This window comes from Sandarakinorhabdus oryzae (genome assembly GCF_009733735.1).
GTDB classification, from domain to species: domain Bacteria; phylum Pseudomonadota; class Alphaproteobacteria; order Sphingomonadales; family Sphingomonadaceae; genus Sandarakinorhabdus; species Sandarakinorhabdus oryzae.
On record NZ_WNJP01000056.1, the window covers coordinates 1 to 16,790 of the forward strand.

Here is a 16,790-nt window from a genome sequence, read left to right on the forward strand (position 1 = left end):
CACGGCGCCACCCGCCGCCACCCGCGCCGCAATCCGCAGCGCCAGTGCCAGCACCACGCGCAGCCGCTGGGCCCAGGCGGGGCCGCGCTCGCGTTTGGGGGCAGGGGCTGCCCGAGTGGCCATGGCCGGTTTGCCTTCAACAGGGGGAAAACACGCGCACCCGCAGGATGTTCACCATTTGGGCACCCACCAAAATGAATCAGGCCGTGAATCCGGTCAAGGAAAACCGGCTTCACCCCGGACATCATGTCCCTCTTGGGGGAATCGCGCCGCTGGGCTAGGGACGTGGTATGGATGCAGATGTGATCATCATCGGTGGCGGCCTGGTTGGCGCCACGCTGGCGCTGGCCCTGGCCCGCCACGAGGTGACGAGCATCGTCGTTGATGCCCAGGATCTCGACAGCACCACCCTGCCGGCCTTCGATGGCCGCGCCACCGCGGTGGCCAGCGCCTCGGCCCGCATGCTGCGCGCATTGGGCCTGGGCGATATCCTCGATACCCACGGTTGCCCGATCCGCGAGATCCGCGTCACCGATGCCGCTCACCCGCAGTTCCTTCACTTCGATGCCGGCGAGGGCAATGACCCGCTCGGCACCATGGTGGAAAACCGCTGGCTGCGCACCGGCCTGTTGCGGGCGGTGCGGCAATGCCCGGAGGTCACGCTGCTCGCCCCGGTCACCGTTGCCGATCTGGCGCGTGACGACCATGCCGCCACACTCACCCTTGCTGATGGCCGGATATTCAGGGCGCCGCTGGTGGTGGCCTGCGACGGCCGCCGCTCCGCCACCCGCGATGCCGCCGGCATCCCATTGGCGCAGTGGCAATATGATCATGCCGCGCTGATCACCATGGTCGCGCACACGGTCCCGCACGAGAATATCGCCTGCGAACTCTTCTACCCGTCGGGTCCGCTGGCGCTGCTGCCGATGCGCGACACCGATGATGGCCGCCCGCGCACCGCCATCGTGTGGACCGTGGACCGCAAGCATATGGACGCCGCGAAGAAGCTGGGGCCGAAGCAGCTCGCCGCCGAGATTGCTGCCCGTGTGGATGGCACCATGGGCGAGATCGAGGTGATTGCGCCCCAGGCCGTCTGGCCGCTCGGCTTCCACCATGCCGCCCGCTACACCGACAAACGGCTGCTGCTGCTGGGCGACGCCGCACACGGTATCCACCCGATCGCCGGCCAGGGCCTCAACATGGGCTTTCGCGACGTGGCGGCCGCCGCCGAGGTGCTGACCAACGCGGCGCGGTCGGGCCTTGATCTCGGCAGCCCCGATGTCCTGGCCCAGGTCTCGGCCTGGCGCCGGTTCGACAACAGCCTCGTTTGCGCCGTCACCGATGGCCTCAACCGCCTGTTCGCCATTCCCGGCAGCACCCCCAGCCTCGTGCGCCGCTTCGGCCTCGCCTCGGTGGAGCGCCTGCCGCCCTTGAAGCGCTTCTTCATGAATCAGGCTCGTGGCGAGACCGGAAAACTGCCAGCTTTGCTGAAGGGCGAGCTCGTATAACCTTGCGTCCGTTCCCCAAGGAGCGGATTTGCCATGGCCACTGCAGCACTCGACAAGGACGCCATCCTCGCCCGCTATCGGGCCGAGCGCGACAAGCGGCTGCGCCCTGACGGCAATGACCAGTATCAGGAGATGACGGGCGGTTTTGCCCATTATCTCGACGATCCCTACATGCCGGTGATCCCGCGGGCACCTGTCACCGATCATGTCACCTTCGCCATGGTCGGCGGCGGCTTTGCCGGCCTGTGCGTCGGCGCGCGGCTGGCAGAGGCCGGCATCACCGACGTGCGTATCATCGACAAGGCGGGCGATTTTGGCGGCAACTGGTATTGGAACCGCTATCCCGGCGCGCAGTGCGACACGGCCTCGATCATCTATCTGCCGCTGCTCGAGGAAACCGGGCACATGCCGACCGAGAAATATGCCCATGCCCCGGAAATCCTGGAGCAGTCGCGGCGGATAGGGCGCACGTTCGGCCTCTATGACAAGGCGCTGTTCCACACCCGTGTGACCGAGATCGAGTGGGATGACGAGCGCGGCGTCTGGGTGATCAGCACCGATCGTGGCGACCGTTTCACCGCCGATTATGTCGGCACCGGCACCGGCCCGCTGCACGTGCCGAAACTGCCCGGCATTCCTGGCATCGAGACCTTCAAGGGCCACAGCTTCCACACCAGCCGCTGGGATTATGACTACACGGGCGGTGACACGAATGGCGCGCCGCTCGACAAGCTGAAAGACAAACGCGTTGCGATCATCGGCACTGGCGCGACTGCGGTGCAGTGCGTGCCGCACCTCGCCCGCGCCGGCGGCACTGTCTATGTCGTGCAGCGCACGCCATCATCGGTGGATGTGCGCGCCAATGCGCCGACCGATCCCGAATGGTTCAAGTCCATCGCCACACCCGGCTGGCAGAAGCGCTGGCTCGACAATTTTGCCCGCAATGTCGGCATGGGTCCACCGCCGGCCGAGGATCTGGTGCAGGATGGCTGGACGGACCTCACGCGCCGCATCCGCGAAAAGGTCATGGGCTTGCCCATGGAGCAGATGACGCCGGCCAACATGATGGCGGCGTTCGAGGATGCCGATATCGAGAAGATGTCGGAAATCCGCGCTCGCACCGATGCACTGGTCCGCGACAAGGCAACGGCCGACCGGCTGAAGGCCTGGTATCGCCAACTGTGCAAGCGGCCCTGCTTCCATGATGCCTATCTGCAGGCCTTCAACGAACCCGGCACCCATCTGATCGACACCGACGGCAAGGGTGTCGAGCGCATCGACGAGACCGGCTTCTGGGTGAACGGCCAGCACTATGAGGTTGATTGCATCATCTATTCGACCGGCTTTGAGGTTGGCACGTCGCACGAGCGGCGGGCGGGCTTCGACCTGAAGGGCGTGGGCGGCAAGCGATTGTCCGAAGCGTGGAAGGATGGCATGCGCACCTTGCACGGCCTGCATGTTCATGGTTTTCCCAATGCCTTCCTGGTGCAGTTCGCGCAGGGGGCCAACTTCATTGTCAACGTGCCGCACAACTGGACCGATGCCGGCGACACCATCGCCGCCATTCTCTCCCACGCCCGCGCCACCGGCGCCCGCCGGATCGAGGCCACCAAAGAGGCGCAGGACAAATGGGTGGAACTGCTGCTGACGGCGCAGCCGGGCATGGCCGGCGCGGCGGCGGACTGCACGCCGGGATATTACAACAACGAGGGCAAGGCGACCGATGCCGCAGCGGCCTTCGGGGTTGGCTATCCGCTCGGGCCCGTGGCCTTCTTCAACTATATCGATGGTTGGCGCACGTCGGGAAAATTCGAAGGGCTGGCCTTCAGTTAACCCGTCGCCGGCAGGAACTCGCGCGCCGCTTCGGCCAGCAGGATCGGCACACCGTCGCGGATCGGATAGGCGATGCCGGCGGTGTCGTTGACCAGTTCCTGCCGTTCCCGGTCATACCGCAGCGGCTGGCGCGTCTGAGGGCAGACCAGAAGGGCGAGCAGCCGGGGATCGAGCGCGGAGCCGCTCATTGCAGGCTGTTGCTGCCGCTGCTCGGCCCGGCGGCAAAGCTCATCAGCGCCGCCAGCGTCTGGGCGCGATCCGACAGGGTCGGCGCTTCCAGCAACGCCTGCTTTTCGGCCGGATCAAAGGGCAGCGCCCCGGCCAGCGCCGTCACCAGCCCTTCGTCGTCGGCCGATTGCACTGCCTCCCAATCAGCGGCGAGGCCGCGCGCATCGAGATAGGGGCGCAGCGCCTCCTCCAGGCTGGCGCGGCTGGCGGCATCGAGCGCATCCTCGTCGTGCCGGTCGTCTGCAAAGCCGTGATAATCGGTCATCACCTGGCGATAGGGCGTGTCGCGGTCCAGTTCGGCGGCGACGCGGAAGCGGCTGATGCCGACCAGCGCCAGCAGGATGCGGCCATCATCGGTCTCGCGATATTCGGTGATGCGGCCAAGACAGCCCACCTTGTAGAGTGGCGGCGGATCGCCAGAAGCCTTCGGCTGGATCATGCCGATGATGCGGTTGGCGGCGCCGGTGGCCGCCATGGCATCGCGAACCATGGCCAGATAACGTGGCTCGAAGATGTTGAGCGGCAGCACACCGCGTGGCAGCAGTACTGCGCCGGTCAGCGGGAACACCGGCACCGCGGCCGGCAGCGGTTCAAGGGCCTCGCTTTCGCTCATGCAAACCAGATAGCGCGCAAGGCGGCGCGTGTCTTGACGCTCCACGGATCGGCCAGGCCAGCGGCTTCGAACATGGTCAGCAATTTCTCGCGGGCGGCGCCTTCGTTCCAGCTCCGGTCGGCCTTGATGATGGCGAGCAGATGCTCGGCGGCGCCATCGCGCTCGCCGCGGGCGGCCAGCGCACCGGCCAGCTCGAAACGGGCGGCGTGATCGTCCGGATGGGTGGTGACCTTGGCGACGAGATGGCTCAGCTCATCGTCGGCCGGGGCTTCGGCGGCCAGCGCCAGCGCGGCACGAGCGCGAGTGACGAGTTCATCCTTGGAATCGACGGGCACCACCTGCAGTGCGGCCGCAGCGGCCTCCGTTTTGTCACCCGCGACCAGCGCCAGCGCATAACGGGCCACCAGATCGTGCCGATCGGGCAGTTCCTGCACCAAGGCGGCCAGCATCGCGGCCGCATCGTCGTGGGCGCCGGCGGCTGTTGCCTCCTCGGCGGCAGCAACGAGCTGGCCGATCTGTTCTTCAAGTGCGGCTTCGTCATCGCTGGCCGGTACCCCGGCGAGCAGCCGATCGATGAATTGCGCCAGCTCGCGTTCGGGCAGTGCGCCCTGGAAGCCATCGACCGGACGGCCATCGAGGAAGGCATAGACGGTGGGGATGGACTGGATGCGGAACTGGGCGGCCAGCGCCTGGTTCTTGTCGACGTCGATCTTGACCAGTTTCACTTTCGGCGCGCGGGCAGCCACCAGCCGTTCAATCATTGGCCCCAGCGTCTTGCACGGGCCGCACCATTCCGCCCAGAAGTCGACGAGCACCAGGGCGGTCTTCGACGCGTCGATGACGTCGCGGCGGAAGGCCTCGATGCTGGCCTTTTCTGCGGCCGGGTTGGGAATGCTGGCCAAGGGTCATGCTCCGATTACGATGCTTTGCCGTCATATGGGGTGTCGGGGGGCGGTTTGCCAAGACGGCGGTTGCGCGCATGCTGTCGGGAAAAAAGGGGCTTGCGCCCGCGAAGCGCCCGGTGCTAGAGGCCCGGCTCCCGGCGACGGGTGAGCGGGTGTAGCTCAGGGGTAGAGCGCAACCTTGCCAAGGTTGAAGTCGAGAGTTCGAATCTCTTCACCCGCTCCAGTCGCTGTTTGAAGAGGCGGTCCGCACGGGCCGCCTTTTTCGTGTCGGCAGTTGGCGTGATGCCGCCGACCTTGTCCTGCCTGTTGGCCGCTTTTGCAGGCGTCTGGTCACCGGAACCGTTCAACGTCCAAGCGCGTTGACCGGGTTCGACCCCCACGAAAGGACAAGATGATGGCAAGCAAGACCGACGCGCTCGCACTGCTGAAGCAGGATCACGACGATGTGAAGGCGCTTTTCAAGCGCTTCGATGCAACATCGACTGACAAGCAGCGCCGCCCCATTGCCACCCAAATCTGTGATGCACTGCGCCTGCATGCCGAGGTTGAGGAGGATATCTTCTATCCGGCCATGCGCGCGGCGATCGCCGAAACCGACCTGGTTGACGAAGCCGAAGTGGAACACCAGAGCGTCAAATATCTGATCTCCCAGATCGAGGATGAGAATCTGTCCTCCGAAATGTTCCGCGCCAACGTCACCGTGCTCAAAGAATATGTGGAGCATCATGTGACGGAGGAAGAGCAGGAAATGTTCCCGAAGGCCAAGGCCGCCAAGGTCGATCTGGCTGAACTGGGCAAGGCCATGATGGCTGCCAAGGCCGATCACGGCTGACCTGGCACGAAACGGCGCAGGCCGGGCCCGTCGTCCCCCTCGACTCGCCCGGCCCTCACCCCTTACAACGGCGCCATGCACAGCCACGCCCACAGCCATCCGCTGGGCGGCCATGATCATCATGGCCATGGCCACAGCCACGCGCCGCCGGATTTCGGCCGGGCCTTTGCCATCGGAGTGGTGCTAAACCTTGCCTATGTCGGCATCGAGACAGCGGCCGGCCTTTGGGTCGATTCGATGGCGCTGCTGGCCGATGCCGGCCACAATCTCTCTGATGTGGCCGGGTTGCTCATCGCCTGGGGCGGCCTGGCGCTGGCGCGGCGGGCGCCGAGCGCGCGCTTCACCTGGGGCCTGCAGCGCTCGCCGATCCTGGCGGCCCTGTTCAATGCGCTCATCCTGGTCGCGGCGTGTGGTGGCATCATCTTCGAATCGGTGCATCGGCTGCTCGATCCGCAGCCGGTATCGGGCGGCATTGTCATGCTTGTGGCCGCTGCTGGGGTCGCCATCAATACCGGTACGGCCCTGCTGTTCCTGCGCGGCCGCAAGGGCGATGTGAATGTCCGCGGTGCCTATCTGCACATGCTGGCCGACGCCGGCGTTTCGGCTGCGGTGGTGCTGGGCGGGCTGTTGATCCGGCAAACCGGGTGGACCTGGGTCGATCCGGTGCTCGGCCTCGCGGTGGCGGCGGTGATCCTGAAAGGCACCTGGGGCCTGCTGACGGAATCGATGGCCCTGGCGATGGACGCGGTGCCGCCTGGTATCGAACCAGCCGCCGTCAACAAGTGGCTTTCGGGTCTGGACGGCGTTGTTGCCGTCCATGATCTGCACATCTGGCCGCAGGGCACCACCGGCGCCATCCTGACGGCGCACCTTGTGATGCCGGCCGGCCATCCCGGCGACGAGGTGCTCGCCAATATCGCCCACGCGTTGCACCACCGCTTCCACATCGGCCACGCCACGCTGCAGGTGGAAACGGGCGACGAACATTGCCGCCAGGCCCTGCCCGAAGGCTGCGGCCACTAACGGATTCCACACTGGCCCGGCAGCATTGGGCGGTCTAGGAAGCCGCGTCCGCTTCCTGTGACGATGGGGTGATCCGATGAGCTTTGAAACCATCCTTGTTGAACAGCACGGCGCCGTTACGCTGGTGCGGCTCAATCGCCCGCAGGCGCTGAATGCGCTCAACAGCCAGGTGTTGGCCGATCTGATCGCCGCATTTGCTGCCTATGATGCTGATGCCTCGCAGCGCTGCCTGGTCATCACCGGATCGGAAAAGGCCTTCGCCGCGGGTGCCGACATCAAGGAGATGAGCGGGCAGTCATTCGCGCAGATGTATGGCGGCAATTTCTTCGCCGGCTATGACCATGTCACTGCCACCCGCAAACCGTGGATCGCAGCAGTGTCCGGCTTTGCCCTGGGCGGCGGCTGCGAGCTCGCCATGATGGCCGACATCATCATCGCCGCCGAGAACGCCAAGTTTGGTCAGCCCGAGATCAAGCTGGGCGTGACGCCGGGCATGGGCGGCTCACAGCGCCTGGTGCGCGCCATCGGCAAGGCCAAGGCCATGGAAATGTGCCTGACCGGCCGCATGATGGACGCCGCCGAAGCCGAACGTTCCGGCCTTGTGGCGCGGGTGGTCCCAAACGAGTCGTTGCTTGAGGAAGCGCTGAAACTGGCCGAAACCATCGCCGGCATGGCACCGCTGGCCAGCATTGCGGTCAAGGAAGAGATCGACGCCGCGTTCGAGATGAGCCTGAAGGAGGGCGTGCGCTTCGAGCGGCGGCTGTTCCACGGCCTGTTCGGCAGCGCCGATCAGAAGGAAGGCATGGCCGCCTTCATCGAGAAGCGGCCCGGCAACTGGACGGGGCGGTAACATGGCCATCATCGCCTTCATCGGGGTCGGCAACATGGGGGGCGGGATGGCCCTCAACCTGGTCAAGGCCGGGCACGAGGTCTGGGCCTTCGACCTATCAGCCGACGCGCTGGCGCGGGTTGTCGCCGGCGGCGCCACAGCTGCCAGCAGCGCGGCCGACGCTGCAGCGGGAGCCGATGCCATCATCACCATGCTGCCGGCCGGCCACCATGTGCGCGCCGCCTATGAAACCGACTTGTTCGCCGCCGCCGGCGCAGACGCGGTGTTGATCGATTGCTCAACCATCGATGTCGCCACCGCCAAGGCGCTTGGCGAGGCGGCGGCCGACCGTGGGCTGGCGATGGTAGATGCGCCGGTATCGGGCGGCACGGCTGCCGCCGATGCCGGCACGCTGACCTTCATGGTGGGCGGACCAGCGGCGGCGTTTGCAAAGGCGCAGCCACTTCTGGCGACGATGGGCAAGGCGGTGATCCACGCTGGCGGGCCCGGCATGGGACAGGCGGCCAAGATCGCCAACAACATGATCCTTGGCGCCACCATGATCGCCACGGCCGAAGCCTTCGTGCTGGCCGAAAAGCTGGGCCTCGACGCGCAGACCTTCTTCGACATCAGCAGCAAGGCCAGCGGTCAGTCATGGAGCATGACGAGCTATTGCCCCGTCCCCGGTCCGGTGCCGACGTCACCCGCCAACCGCGATTACCAGGGCGGGTTCGCCGCCGCCCTGATGCTGAAGGATCTGAAGCTCGCCATGGCCGCTGCCCAGGGCGCCGGCGCCAGCGTGCCAATGGGCGCCAACGCCGAAAGCCTTTACCAGCTGTTGGTCAACAACGGTGAGGGTGCTGCCGATTTTTCGTCAATCATCAAGCTGTTGCGCGGTTGACAAGCCGGTCGCCGCCGGGTTGACTGCAAGTACAGGGTCAGGACATTCGAGCCGGAGGGACGACGCCATGCTGCGCCGCCTGACCTTTCTTGCCCTGGGGCTGACCTTTACCGTTGCAGCGATCGCAGCGCCACCGCCACCGCTCAGCCTGTTCGGGCAATTGCCCACCATTTCGTCAATCCAATTGTCACCTGATGGCAAGCGCTGGGTGGCCGCCATGGGCGATGAGCAATCGGCCCAGATCCAGGTGCGGGCGGTGGCTGACAACAAGCTGCTGTCGATCACCCAAGTGGAGAAATCCAAGCTGCGCGACGTGATGTGGGTCGGCAATGATCACATTGTCTCCACTGTGTCCACCACCACGACTGTCGCCGGGCTTGAGGGCCCCAAGCGCGAATGGTTTCTGCTGTCCATGCTCGACCTGAGCAAGGACAGCAAATGGCGGCCCCTGCTGGATGCCATTCCCGACACGATGAATGCCGCTGCCGGCACGCCCCGGCCCTTCATGCGAAATGGCCAGCCGGCGATCGTCGTGCCGGTGTGGCATTTCCCTTCAAATGTTGGCTTGCTCGCCCTTGCAGAGGTGCGGTTGGGGCGTTCGCACGGGCTCATCACCACCAAGGGCAATAGCGACACGCGCAGTTTCTTCATTGGCAGCGACGGGGAAGCCATCGCCCGCGCTGACTACAAGGAACGCGGCGGCGAATGGCAACTGTTCCTGAAAACCGGCGGCAGCTTTCACAAGGTCTACGCCGAAACCGCGCTGATCGATTATCCCGGAATCACCAGCTTTGGCCGCGATGAGTCCACCCTGGTGCTAACCAGTCACAAGAGTGGGGAGTGGGAGGATTACGAGATCAACCGAGCCGATGGCAGCGTCAGTGGGCCGACCACCGACTATAAGGGTGACAGCGTGCTGCTCGATCGGCGCCGCCGCACGGTGATCGGCACAATTGACACCGACCTGGAGCGCACGGAGTATCGCTTCTTCGATCCCAAGGATGCCGGGCTGTGGCGCGGCATCGCCAAGGCCTTTCCCGGCGAACAGGTGAGTCTGGAAAGCTGGAGCGACGACCGTCAGGTCATCATCGTCGAGGTGCAGGGCGAGCAGAATGGCGTGTCGCTGTTCAAGATCGATCGCACCAATGGCAAGGCCGAATTCATGGCCGATCGTTATGATGGTTTGGGCCCGGAACTGCTCAGCCCGGTCACGACATTCACCTACAAGGCGGCCGACGGACTCGACATTCCTGCCTATCTGACCCTGCCGCGCGGACGTGCGGCCAAGGGCCTGCCGCTGATCGTGCTGGCCCATGGCGGTCCGGCCTCGCGCGATATGCCGGGTTTCGACTGGTGGGCTCAGGCGCTGGCCAGCCGTGGCTATGCCGTGTTGCAGCCGCAGTTCCGCGGTTCGACTGGCTTTGGCCATGACCATGAGGCGGCCGGCTATGGCCAGTGGGGCCGCAAGATGCAGACCGACCTTTCGGATGGGGTACGAGCCCTCACCGCCAAGGGGACCATCGATCCCAAGCGCGTGTGCATCGCCGGCGCGTCCTATGGCGGCTATGCGGCTATGGCCGGGGTAACGCTGGATCCCGGCGTCTATCGCTGCGCCTCGGCAGTAGCGGGCGTGTCCGATCTGCGGCGCATGCTGCTTTCTGAAATCAGTGATGCCGGCGGCGAGCGCAACGCCACGCTGCGCTATTGGCAGCGTTTCATGGGCGCCAGGAACGCCAGCGACGAGACGATCGACGCCTGGTCCCCCGCCCGCCTGGCCGACAAGGTGAGCGTGCCGCTGCAACTGATCCACGGCAAGGACGACACGGTTGTGCGCATCGAGCAGAGCCGCCTGATGGTGAACGCGATGAAGAAGGCGGGCAAACCGGTCGACTATCTGGAACTGGCCGGGGAAGACCATTGGCTATCCAAACCCGCTACTCGCATCGCCCTGCTGGAAGCGCAAGTGGCGTTCCTGTTGAAGCATAACCCGCCCAACTGATGCAGGCCTGCGGCGCGGGCGCAGTGGCGTTTTGGCTGCGACCGCGCTATGCCGCGCCGCATCATGACGTCGCCGCTGATCATCGCCCTGCCCAAGGGCCGCATCCTCAAGGAAGCGCTGCCGCTGCTGGCGCAGATCGGCATCGTGCCGGAAGCGGATTTCTCCGACGAGAACAGCCGCAAACTGACCTTTGCCACCAGCCGCGACGACGTGCGGGTGATCCGGGTGCGCAGCTTCGACGTGGCGACCTTCGTGGCCTTTGGCGCAGCGCAGCTCGGCATCGCCGGCAATGACGTGCTGATGGAGTTTGATTTCTCCGAAATCTATGCCCCTGTTGATCTCGGCATCGGCCATTGCCGCCTCTCGGTGGCGCAGCCGGCCGCGCTCGATCCCGATCTGTCGCGCCTGTCCCACGTCCGGGTGGCGACCAAATATCCCGGCCTCACCCGCCGTCACTTTGCCGCCCGTGGCCTGCAGGCCGAGGTGATCAAGCTCAATGGCGCGATGGAGCTGGCGCCGCTGGTCGGCCTGTCCAGCCGCATTGTCGATCTGGTTTCCACCGGCAAGACGCTGGCGGAAAATGGCCTGGTCGAAGTGGAGGTGATCGCCGAAGTCACCAGCCGCCTGATTGCCAACCGCGCCGCCTTCAAGACGGACAGCCGCGTTGTCGCCATCATCGACACCATGCGGGAACTGACGGAAAAGCGTGATGCCGCTGCGGCTTGACGCGAGCGAGGCAGGCTTTGCCGCCGCCTTCGCTGCGCTGGTCGACGCCAAGCGCGACGATGCCGCTGACGTGTCAGCCACGGTTGCCGGCATCATCGCTGATGTGAAGGTCCGCGGCGATGCCGCCGTGGCGGCGCTCACCGCCAGGTTTGACCGCGTCGATCTCGATGCCGCCGGCTGGGAATTGCCCGCTGCCGCGCTCGATGCCGCGTTGGCCGGGCTGGAGCCCGATCTGCGCGCCGCCCTCGATCTCGCCGCCGCCCGTATCCGTGCCTTCCACGAGCGCCAGAAGCCGCAGGGCAATGACGCGGTGGACGCTGCCGGCGTGCGCACCGGCGTGCGCTGGTCGCCGGTCGATGCCGCCGGCCTCTATGTGCCGGGCGGTCGTGCGGCCTATCCGTCCTCCGTTTTGATGAACGCGATTCCGGCCGTGGTGGCCGGGGTGCGCGATCTTGTCATGGTTACGCCCACGCCGGATGGCCTGGTCAACCCGCTGGTGCTCGCCGCCGCCCGCGTCGCCGGTGTGTCTCGCGTCTTCCGCATCGGCGGGGCGCAGGCCATTGCCGCGCTGGCCTTCGGCACGGGGCATATCCCCAAGGTCGACGTGATCACCGGCCCCGGCAACGCCTGGGTCGCCGAAGCCAAGCGCCAGCTCTATGGCGTGGTTGGCATCGACATGGTCGCCGGCCCGTCGGAAGTGGTCATCGTGTCCGACGGCAAGTCCAACCCGGAGTGGATCGCCGCCGATCTTCTGGCCCAGGCCGAGCATGATCCGGTGGCGCAATCCATCCTGATCACCACGTCGGCCGCCGAAGCCGATGCGGTGGCTGCCGCGGTTGACCGCCAGCTCGAGACACTGCCTACCGCCGCTGTTGCCGGCGCGTCGTGGCGTGACCATGGCGCCATCATCCTTGTGCCCGATCTCGAAGCCTCCCTGCCGCTGCTCGATGCCCTCGCGCCCGAACATGCCGAGCTGATGGTCGATGATCCCGATGGCCTGTTCGCCCGGATGCGCCACGCCGGCTCGGTGTTCCTCGGTCGCCACACGCCGGAAGCAGCCGGTGATTATCTGGCTGGCCCTAACCATGTGCTGCCCACCGGCCGCCGGGCGCGCTTTGCCTCCGGCCTGTCTGTGGTGGATTTCATGAAGCGCACCACCTTCCTCGATTGCGGCCCGCAGGGGCTGGCGGCGATTGGCCCGGCCGGGGCTGCCATTGCCGACGTGGAAGGGCTCGCAGCCCACGCCGCCTCTATCCGGCTGCGGCTGGTTTGAACGCCGCCCCTGCTTGACAAAGTTGACACTTTTCCCCAGCTAAGTAGCTGATTTTCTGAGACGAACGAAAAAAAGCGGCGTCGCCGTCGCCTGACCATCGCAGGGCCGACTCTAACGCCTATTCCGGCCTGTAGGACAGGAATTTCCAGCCCGGGCAGCGCCCGGCGTCAGCCAGTTAGCGGCCGTACACCGCACGCTCGAAGGCACGGAGCACATCGAGTGCGGCCGGCTCGCCAAAGGGCAGATGCTGCATGCAGATCACCGCAGCAATGTCGTTCTCCGGATCGATCCAGTAATAACTGTTGGCGATGCCGGCCCAGGCCAGGCTGCCGGCGGCGCGGCCATCGGGGCCGGGTTCCGGGTTGATCAGGAAGCCGAGGCCGAAACCGCAGTCCATCGTCGGGAACAGGTCGAACTCGGACGAGAAGCCGGGTTGGTTGGTCGTCAGCCGGCCAGCCGGCATCGTCACCTGGTTGCTGGCCATCTCGGTGACCGTATCGGGGCGCAGGATGCGCGCGCCGTTGAGCTGGCCGCGATTCAGGATCATGCGGGCAAAATGCAGATAATCCCGCGCCGTGCCCACCAGGCCGCCGCCGGCGCCGTGATATTCGGCCGCCTCACCGCCGCCGAAGTGGATTGGAAATGCCATCAGGCCACCATCGGGCGTGCGCACGTGCAAGGGCGTGAGCCGCGCCTTCACCGCCGCATCAAAGGCGAAGGTCGTGTCGCTCATGCCCAGCGGCCCGGTGACATGGCGGGCCAGCCAGTCACCCAGCCGCATGCCCGATACGGCTTCCACCGCCAGACCGACGAAATCGGTGGAGGTGCCATAGATCCAGCGCGTGCCCGGATCGGCGAGCAGCGGCATGGCGAGGGCGGCAAGGCTGCCGGGCATTGCCGGATGGTGCAGCCGAACTTGCGTCAGCTCCGCCGACATGAACTCATAGCCGAAGCCCGAGGTGTGGGTGAGCAATTGCCGAAGCGTGATCGGCCCGGCGGCCGGACGGGTGACCGGCTTGCCCTCCTCGTCAAAACCCTCCAGCACCGCCGGGTTGGCCAGTTGCGGCAGCACCGCGCCGATATCGTCATCCAGGCTGAGCCGGCCCTGCTCCACCAACTGCATCGCGGCAACGCTGGCGATGGCTTTCGTCATCGAGGCGATCTGGAACAGATCATCCTGGGCCAGCGGCGGCCCACCGGGGCCCTTGCTGCCCACCGCCACTTCGGCCAGCGTGCCGGCGCTGTTGCCGACCACGGCGACGGCGCCAGGTATGTTGCCGGCGGCCAGCGTGGTTTCGAGGGCGTGGCGGATACGGTCGCGCATGTGGGTCTCCCTTTGCGCCAAGCTTAGGCAAGTTGCCGCCGCTTGGCACCTCTTGGCTGCGGGAGGGGGCCGCGCGGCTCAATGCCGGAAATGGCGCATCCCGGTGAAGACCATGGCCAGCCCGCGCTCATCAGCCGCCGCGATCACGTCCTTGTCGCGGATGGAGCCGCCAGGCTGGATGATGGCGGTGGCGCCGGCTTCGGCGGCCGCAATGAGCCCGTCGGGGAAGGGGAAGAAGGCATCGGAGGCAACGCAGCTGCCGATGGTGCGGGCCTGCGGCCAGCCGGCGGCTTCGGCGGCATCGATGGCCTTGCGCGCGGCGATGCGGGTCGAATCAAGCCGGCTCATCTGGCCGGCACCGATCCCCGCCGTGGCGCCGCCATTGGCATAGACGATGGCGTTGGACTTGACGTGCCGTGCCACCGTCCAGGCGAACATCAGGTCAGCCCACTCGGCTTCGGTCGGAGCCCGCTGCGTCACCACAGTGCAGGCGTCGCGCAGCACGGCGCCATTGTCACGGCTCTGCACCAGCATGCCGCCCGAGATCGGTTTGAGCATCAGGCCCGGCCGGCGTGGATCAGGCAGATCGGCGAGCAGAAGGCGCAGATTCTTCTTGCCGGCGAAGATCTTCAGCGCGTCTTCGTCCGCATCTGGCGCGATCACCACTTCGGTGAAGATGCCGGTGATGGCTTCGGCCGTCGGCCCATCAAGCGGCTGGTTGACGGCGATGATGCCGCCAAAGGCCGAGACCGGGTCGCACTGGAAGGCCTTCTCATAGGCTTCGGCCAGGGTCGCACCGGTGGCGACACCGCACGGGTTGGCGTGCTTGATGATGGCGCACGCCGGGGCGCTGTCTCGCCATTCGGCGATCAGGTCGAGCGCGCCATCGGCGTCGTTGAGATTGTTGTAGGAAAGCTCCTTCCCCTGCACCTGGCGCGCAGCGGCGAGGCCGTAGGACCGGCCCTGTGGCAGGTAAAGCGCCGCCTGCTGGTGCGGGTTTTCGCCGTATCGCAGCGTGTCCTTGCGGGTGAGTGCCAGCGGCAGCACCGGCGGGAACATCTGGCCCTGATCGGCAAAGGCGAACCAGCTGGCCACCGCGGCATCATAGGCGGCGGTGTGGGCGAAGGCGGCGGCGGCCAGTTCGCGGCGCAGGGCGAGCGGGGTGGCGCCGTCATTAGCCGCCAGCGCGGCGATGAACGCGTCATACTGGTCAGGGCTGGTCAGGATGGCGACAAACGCGTGGTTCTTGGCCGAAGACCGCACCATCGCCGGGCCGCCGATGTCGATATTCTCGATGATCTCGTCCCGCGGCGCGCCCTTGGCCACGGTGGCGGCGAAGGGATAAAGGTTGATCACCGCCACATCGATGGCGCCGATGCCATTGTCGGTCATCGCCTGCACATGTTCGGCGTTGTCACGCAGCGCCAGCAGGCCGCCGTGCACGCGCGGGTGCAGCGTCTTCACCCGGCCATCCATCATTTCCGGGCTGCCGGTCAGCTCGGCGACGTCCTTCACCTGATGGCCCATGGCGCGCAGCGCCGCCGCCGTGCCACCGGTGGACACCAGTTCCACGCCGCGGGCCACCAGCGCGGCCGCCAGCAGCTCCAGCCCGGCTTTGTCGGACACCGAAAGCAGGGCGCGGCGGATGGGAACGAGATCGGTCATGGCAAGCGGCTTTCCGGGAGGGGTGGACGGGTTGGCGCCCGCCTAGCGCCTCAATCGCCTATTTGCCAGCCCGCTTCAGGCTCCAGTGCACATCGGCGGCCATTTTCTGGGTCGCGCCCGACACCACCAGCTGCTGGGTGCGCTGGATGGCGCCGGCGGCGTCCACCCAGATCGACGGTTCGATGGCCAGCCGGCCGACGCCGCTTTCCAGCCGCACCTTGAAGGCCCAGATGCGGCCCGACGGGGTCTTCATCAGGGCACCCATGCCGTCGGCGGTGGGCGTCGCCGACACGCCGGGGCCGAGGTGAAAGCGCACATCGAAGCCGCGTTCGGCGCGGCGGCGCAGCAGGCCGGCGGGCGCTGCCTCGATCAGGTCTTCGCCGGCCAGCTCGGCGCCGTCGGCGGTGAGGAACAGCCGCCGCCGCACCAGCATGCCAAAGCGCTTGGCATAGCCATTGTGGCTGGTTTCGATCAGCTGGCCTTCGGCGCTGCCCCGCAGGGCCAGGGTGACTTCCTCCACCCCGGCGGCCAGCGTGCCATCGTCGCGGATGCGGGTGGAGTTGGTGTCGGCGATGATCAGCGTCGAATGGGCGGCCGTGGTGGTGAGGCCGGAGGCCAGCGCCGGGGCGAGCGGGCCCGACGCCGTGCGTTCCAGGCCGCGCACGCCGCCGCAGTTGGTGATCAGCCGGTCGTTGCCGTCGCTCATTTCAAACGCCAGCGTGCCGGCATGGCCGCTGTTGGACAGGCGTGCAGAAGGCGGCGGGCCGGCATCGATCACCACCACGCTGCGCGCGGCGGACAGGCGGTGATAGCCGCTCCAGCGGCCGCCGCGGCGAATTTCGGTGCCGGTGGCAACCTTGCGCGACAGCCGCTCCAGCGCGTCGGCGCCAATCACCGCGCCGCCATGCCAGGCACCGATCTGGCCATCGCCCAGCATCAGGCCCCGCAAGGCCGGGGCCAGCCGCGCCAGCGTGTCGGCAAACAAGGGTGGCGCGCGGTTGCCGAGCGCTTCCGGCGCGCCGGCGGTAAAGATCAGCAGATCGGCCAGCGCCAGGCCATCGACGGGCGCGCGGCTGGCCATGCCGCCATCAGGCAGCACCAGCGCGGCCAACAGCTGGTGCAGCCCGGCCA

Annotated in this window: 15 protein-coding genes and 1 tRNA gene; 10 read left to right on the forward strand and 6 right to left on the reverse strand. The window is 66.6% G+C overall.

Annotation, left to right across the window (positions count from 1 at the left end; translation table 11 throughout):
- Positions 1-290 precede the first annotated feature (290 nt).
- Positions 291-1,508: a UbiH/UbiF/VisC/COQ6 family ubiquinone biosynthesis hydroxylase gene (locus GJ693_RS07510; RefSeq protein WP_156255705.1), complete on the forward strand. Its 1,218-nt coding sequence runs from the start codon at positions 291-293 to the stop codon at positions 1,506-1,508.
- A 33-nt stretch (positions 1,509-1,541) separates the two neighbouring features.
- Positions 1,542-3,341 (forward strand): flavin-containing monooxygenase, encoded by a 1,800-nt coding sequence (locus GJ693_RS07515; protein ID WP_156255706.1) that lies wholly within the window; start codon positions 1,542-1,544, stop codon positions 3,339-3,341.
- Here GJ693_RS07515 and GJ693_RS07520 read toward each other — a convergent pair.
- From GJ693_RS07520 to trxA, 3 genes are read right to left on the reverse strand one after another with little or no spacing between them, the layout of a single operon-like run.
- The gene (locus tag GJ693_RS07520) at positions 3,338-3,529 is read right to left on the reverse strand and encodes a Trm112 family protein (RefSeq protein ID WP_156255707.1); all 192 of its coding nucleotides are present in this window, start codon (positions 3,527-3,529) and stop codon (positions 3,338-3,340) included. The genes GJ693_RS07515 and GJ693_RS07520 overlap by 4 nt on opposite strands.
- Positions 3,526-4,182 (reverse strand): LON peptidase substrate-binding domain-containing protein, encoded by a 657-nt coding sequence (locus GJ693_RS07525; RefSeq protein ID WP_156255708.1) that lies wholly within the window; start codon positions 4,180-4,182, stop codon positions 3,526-3,528. The genes GJ693_RS07520 and GJ693_RS07525 overlap by 4 nt, the downstream gene beginning before the upstream one ends.
- Entirely contained in the window at positions 4,179-5,084 is a 906-nt protein-coding gene (gene trxA, locus GJ693_RS07530; RefSeq protein WP_156255709.1) for a thioredoxin, read from the reverse strand. Before trxA ends, GJ693_RS07525 begins: the two co-directional genes overlap by 4 nt.
- Before the next feature lie 151 nt (positions 5,085-5,235).
- On the opposite strand from trxA, the gene GJ693_RS07535 reads away from it, so the two are divergent.
- The 8 genes from GJ693_RS07535 to hisD all read left to right on the forward strand — a co-directional run bounded on the left by GJ693_RS07535 (position 5,236) and on the right by hisD (position 12,670).
- Positions 5,236-5,310: transfer RNA gene (locus GJ693_RS07535), tRNA-Gly, on the forward strand.
- A gap of 168 nt (positions 5,311-5,478) precedes the next feature.
- Positions 5,479-5,919 (forward strand): hemerythrin domain-containing protein, encoded by a 441-nt coding sequence (locus GJ693_RS07540; RefSeq protein ID WP_197042038.1) that lies wholly within the window; start codon positions 5,479-5,481, stop codon positions 5,917-5,919.
- Positions 5,920-5,994: 75 nt separating this feature from the next.
- The gene (locus tag GJ693_RS07545; protein ID WP_156255710.1) at positions 5,995-6,942 is read left to right on the forward strand and encodes a cation diffusion facilitator family transporter; all 948 of its coding nucleotides are present in this window, start codon (positions 5,995-5,997) and stop codon (positions 6,940-6,942) included.
- Positions 6,943-7,018: 76 nt separating this feature from the next.
- A complete protein-coding gene (locus tag GJ693_RS07550; RefSeq protein ID WP_156255711.1) occupies positions 7,019-7,792 on the forward strand; it encodes an enoyl-CoA hydratase in 774 nt (257 codons plus the stop codon).
- Position 7,793: 1 nt separating this feature from the next.
- The gene (gene mmsB, locus GJ693_RS07555; RefSeq protein ID WP_235902721.1) at positions 7,794-8,672 is read left to right on the forward strand and encodes a 3-hydroxyisobutyrate dehydrogenase; all 879 of its coding nucleotides are present in this window, start codon (positions 7,794-7,796) and stop codon (positions 8,670-8,672) included.
- A 67-nt stretch (positions 8,673-8,739) separates the two neighbouring features.
- A complete protein-coding gene (locus GJ693_RS07560; RefSeq protein WP_156255713.1) occupies positions 8,740-10,671 on the forward strand; it encodes an alpha/beta hydrolase family protein in 1,932 nt (643 codons plus the stop codon).
- 63 nt (positions 10,672-10,734) lie between these two features.
- On the forward strand, positions 10,735-11,397 hold the full coding sequence (gene hisG / locus GJ693_RS07565) for an ATP phosphoribosyltransferase (RefSeq protein WP_156255714.1): 663 nt from the start codon (positions 10,735-10,737) through the stop codon (positions 11,395-11,397).
- The gene (gene hisD, locus GJ693_RS07570) at positions 11,381-12,670 is read left to right on the forward strand and encodes a histidinol dehydrogenase (RefSeq protein ID WP_156255715.1); all 1,290 of its coding nucleotides are present in this window, start codon (positions 11,381-11,383) and stop codon (positions 12,668-12,670) included. Before hisG ends, hisD begins: the two co-directional genes overlap by 17 nt.
- 175 nt (positions 12,671-12,845) lie before the next feature.
- On the opposite strand, the gene GJ693_RS07575 is transcribed toward hisD, so the two are convergent.
- The 3 genes from GJ693_RS07575 to GJ693_RS07585 all read right to left on the reverse strand — a co-directional run.
- Entirely contained in the window at positions 12,846-13,994 is a 1,149-nt protein-coding gene (locus tag GJ693_RS07575) for a serine hydrolase domain-containing protein (protein WP_156255716.1), read from the reverse strand.
- Positions 13,995-14,072: 78 nt separating this feature from the next.
- Positions 14,073-15,659 carry a bifunctional phosphoribosylaminoimidazolecarboxamide formyltransferase/IMP cyclohydrolase gene (gene purH, locus GJ693_RS07580; protein WP_156255717.1) on the reverse strand — a complete coding sequence of 529 codons (1,587 nt, stop codon included), beginning with the start codon at positions 15,657-15,659 and terminating at the stop codon, positions 14,073-14,075.
- Positions 15,660-15,717: 58 nt separating this feature from the next.
- Positions 15,718-16,790, reverse strand: a 1,073-nt coding sequence (locus GJ693_RS07585; RefSeq protein WP_197042039.1) for a heparinase II/III domain-containing protein, incomplete at its 5' end; no start/stop codon positions are given.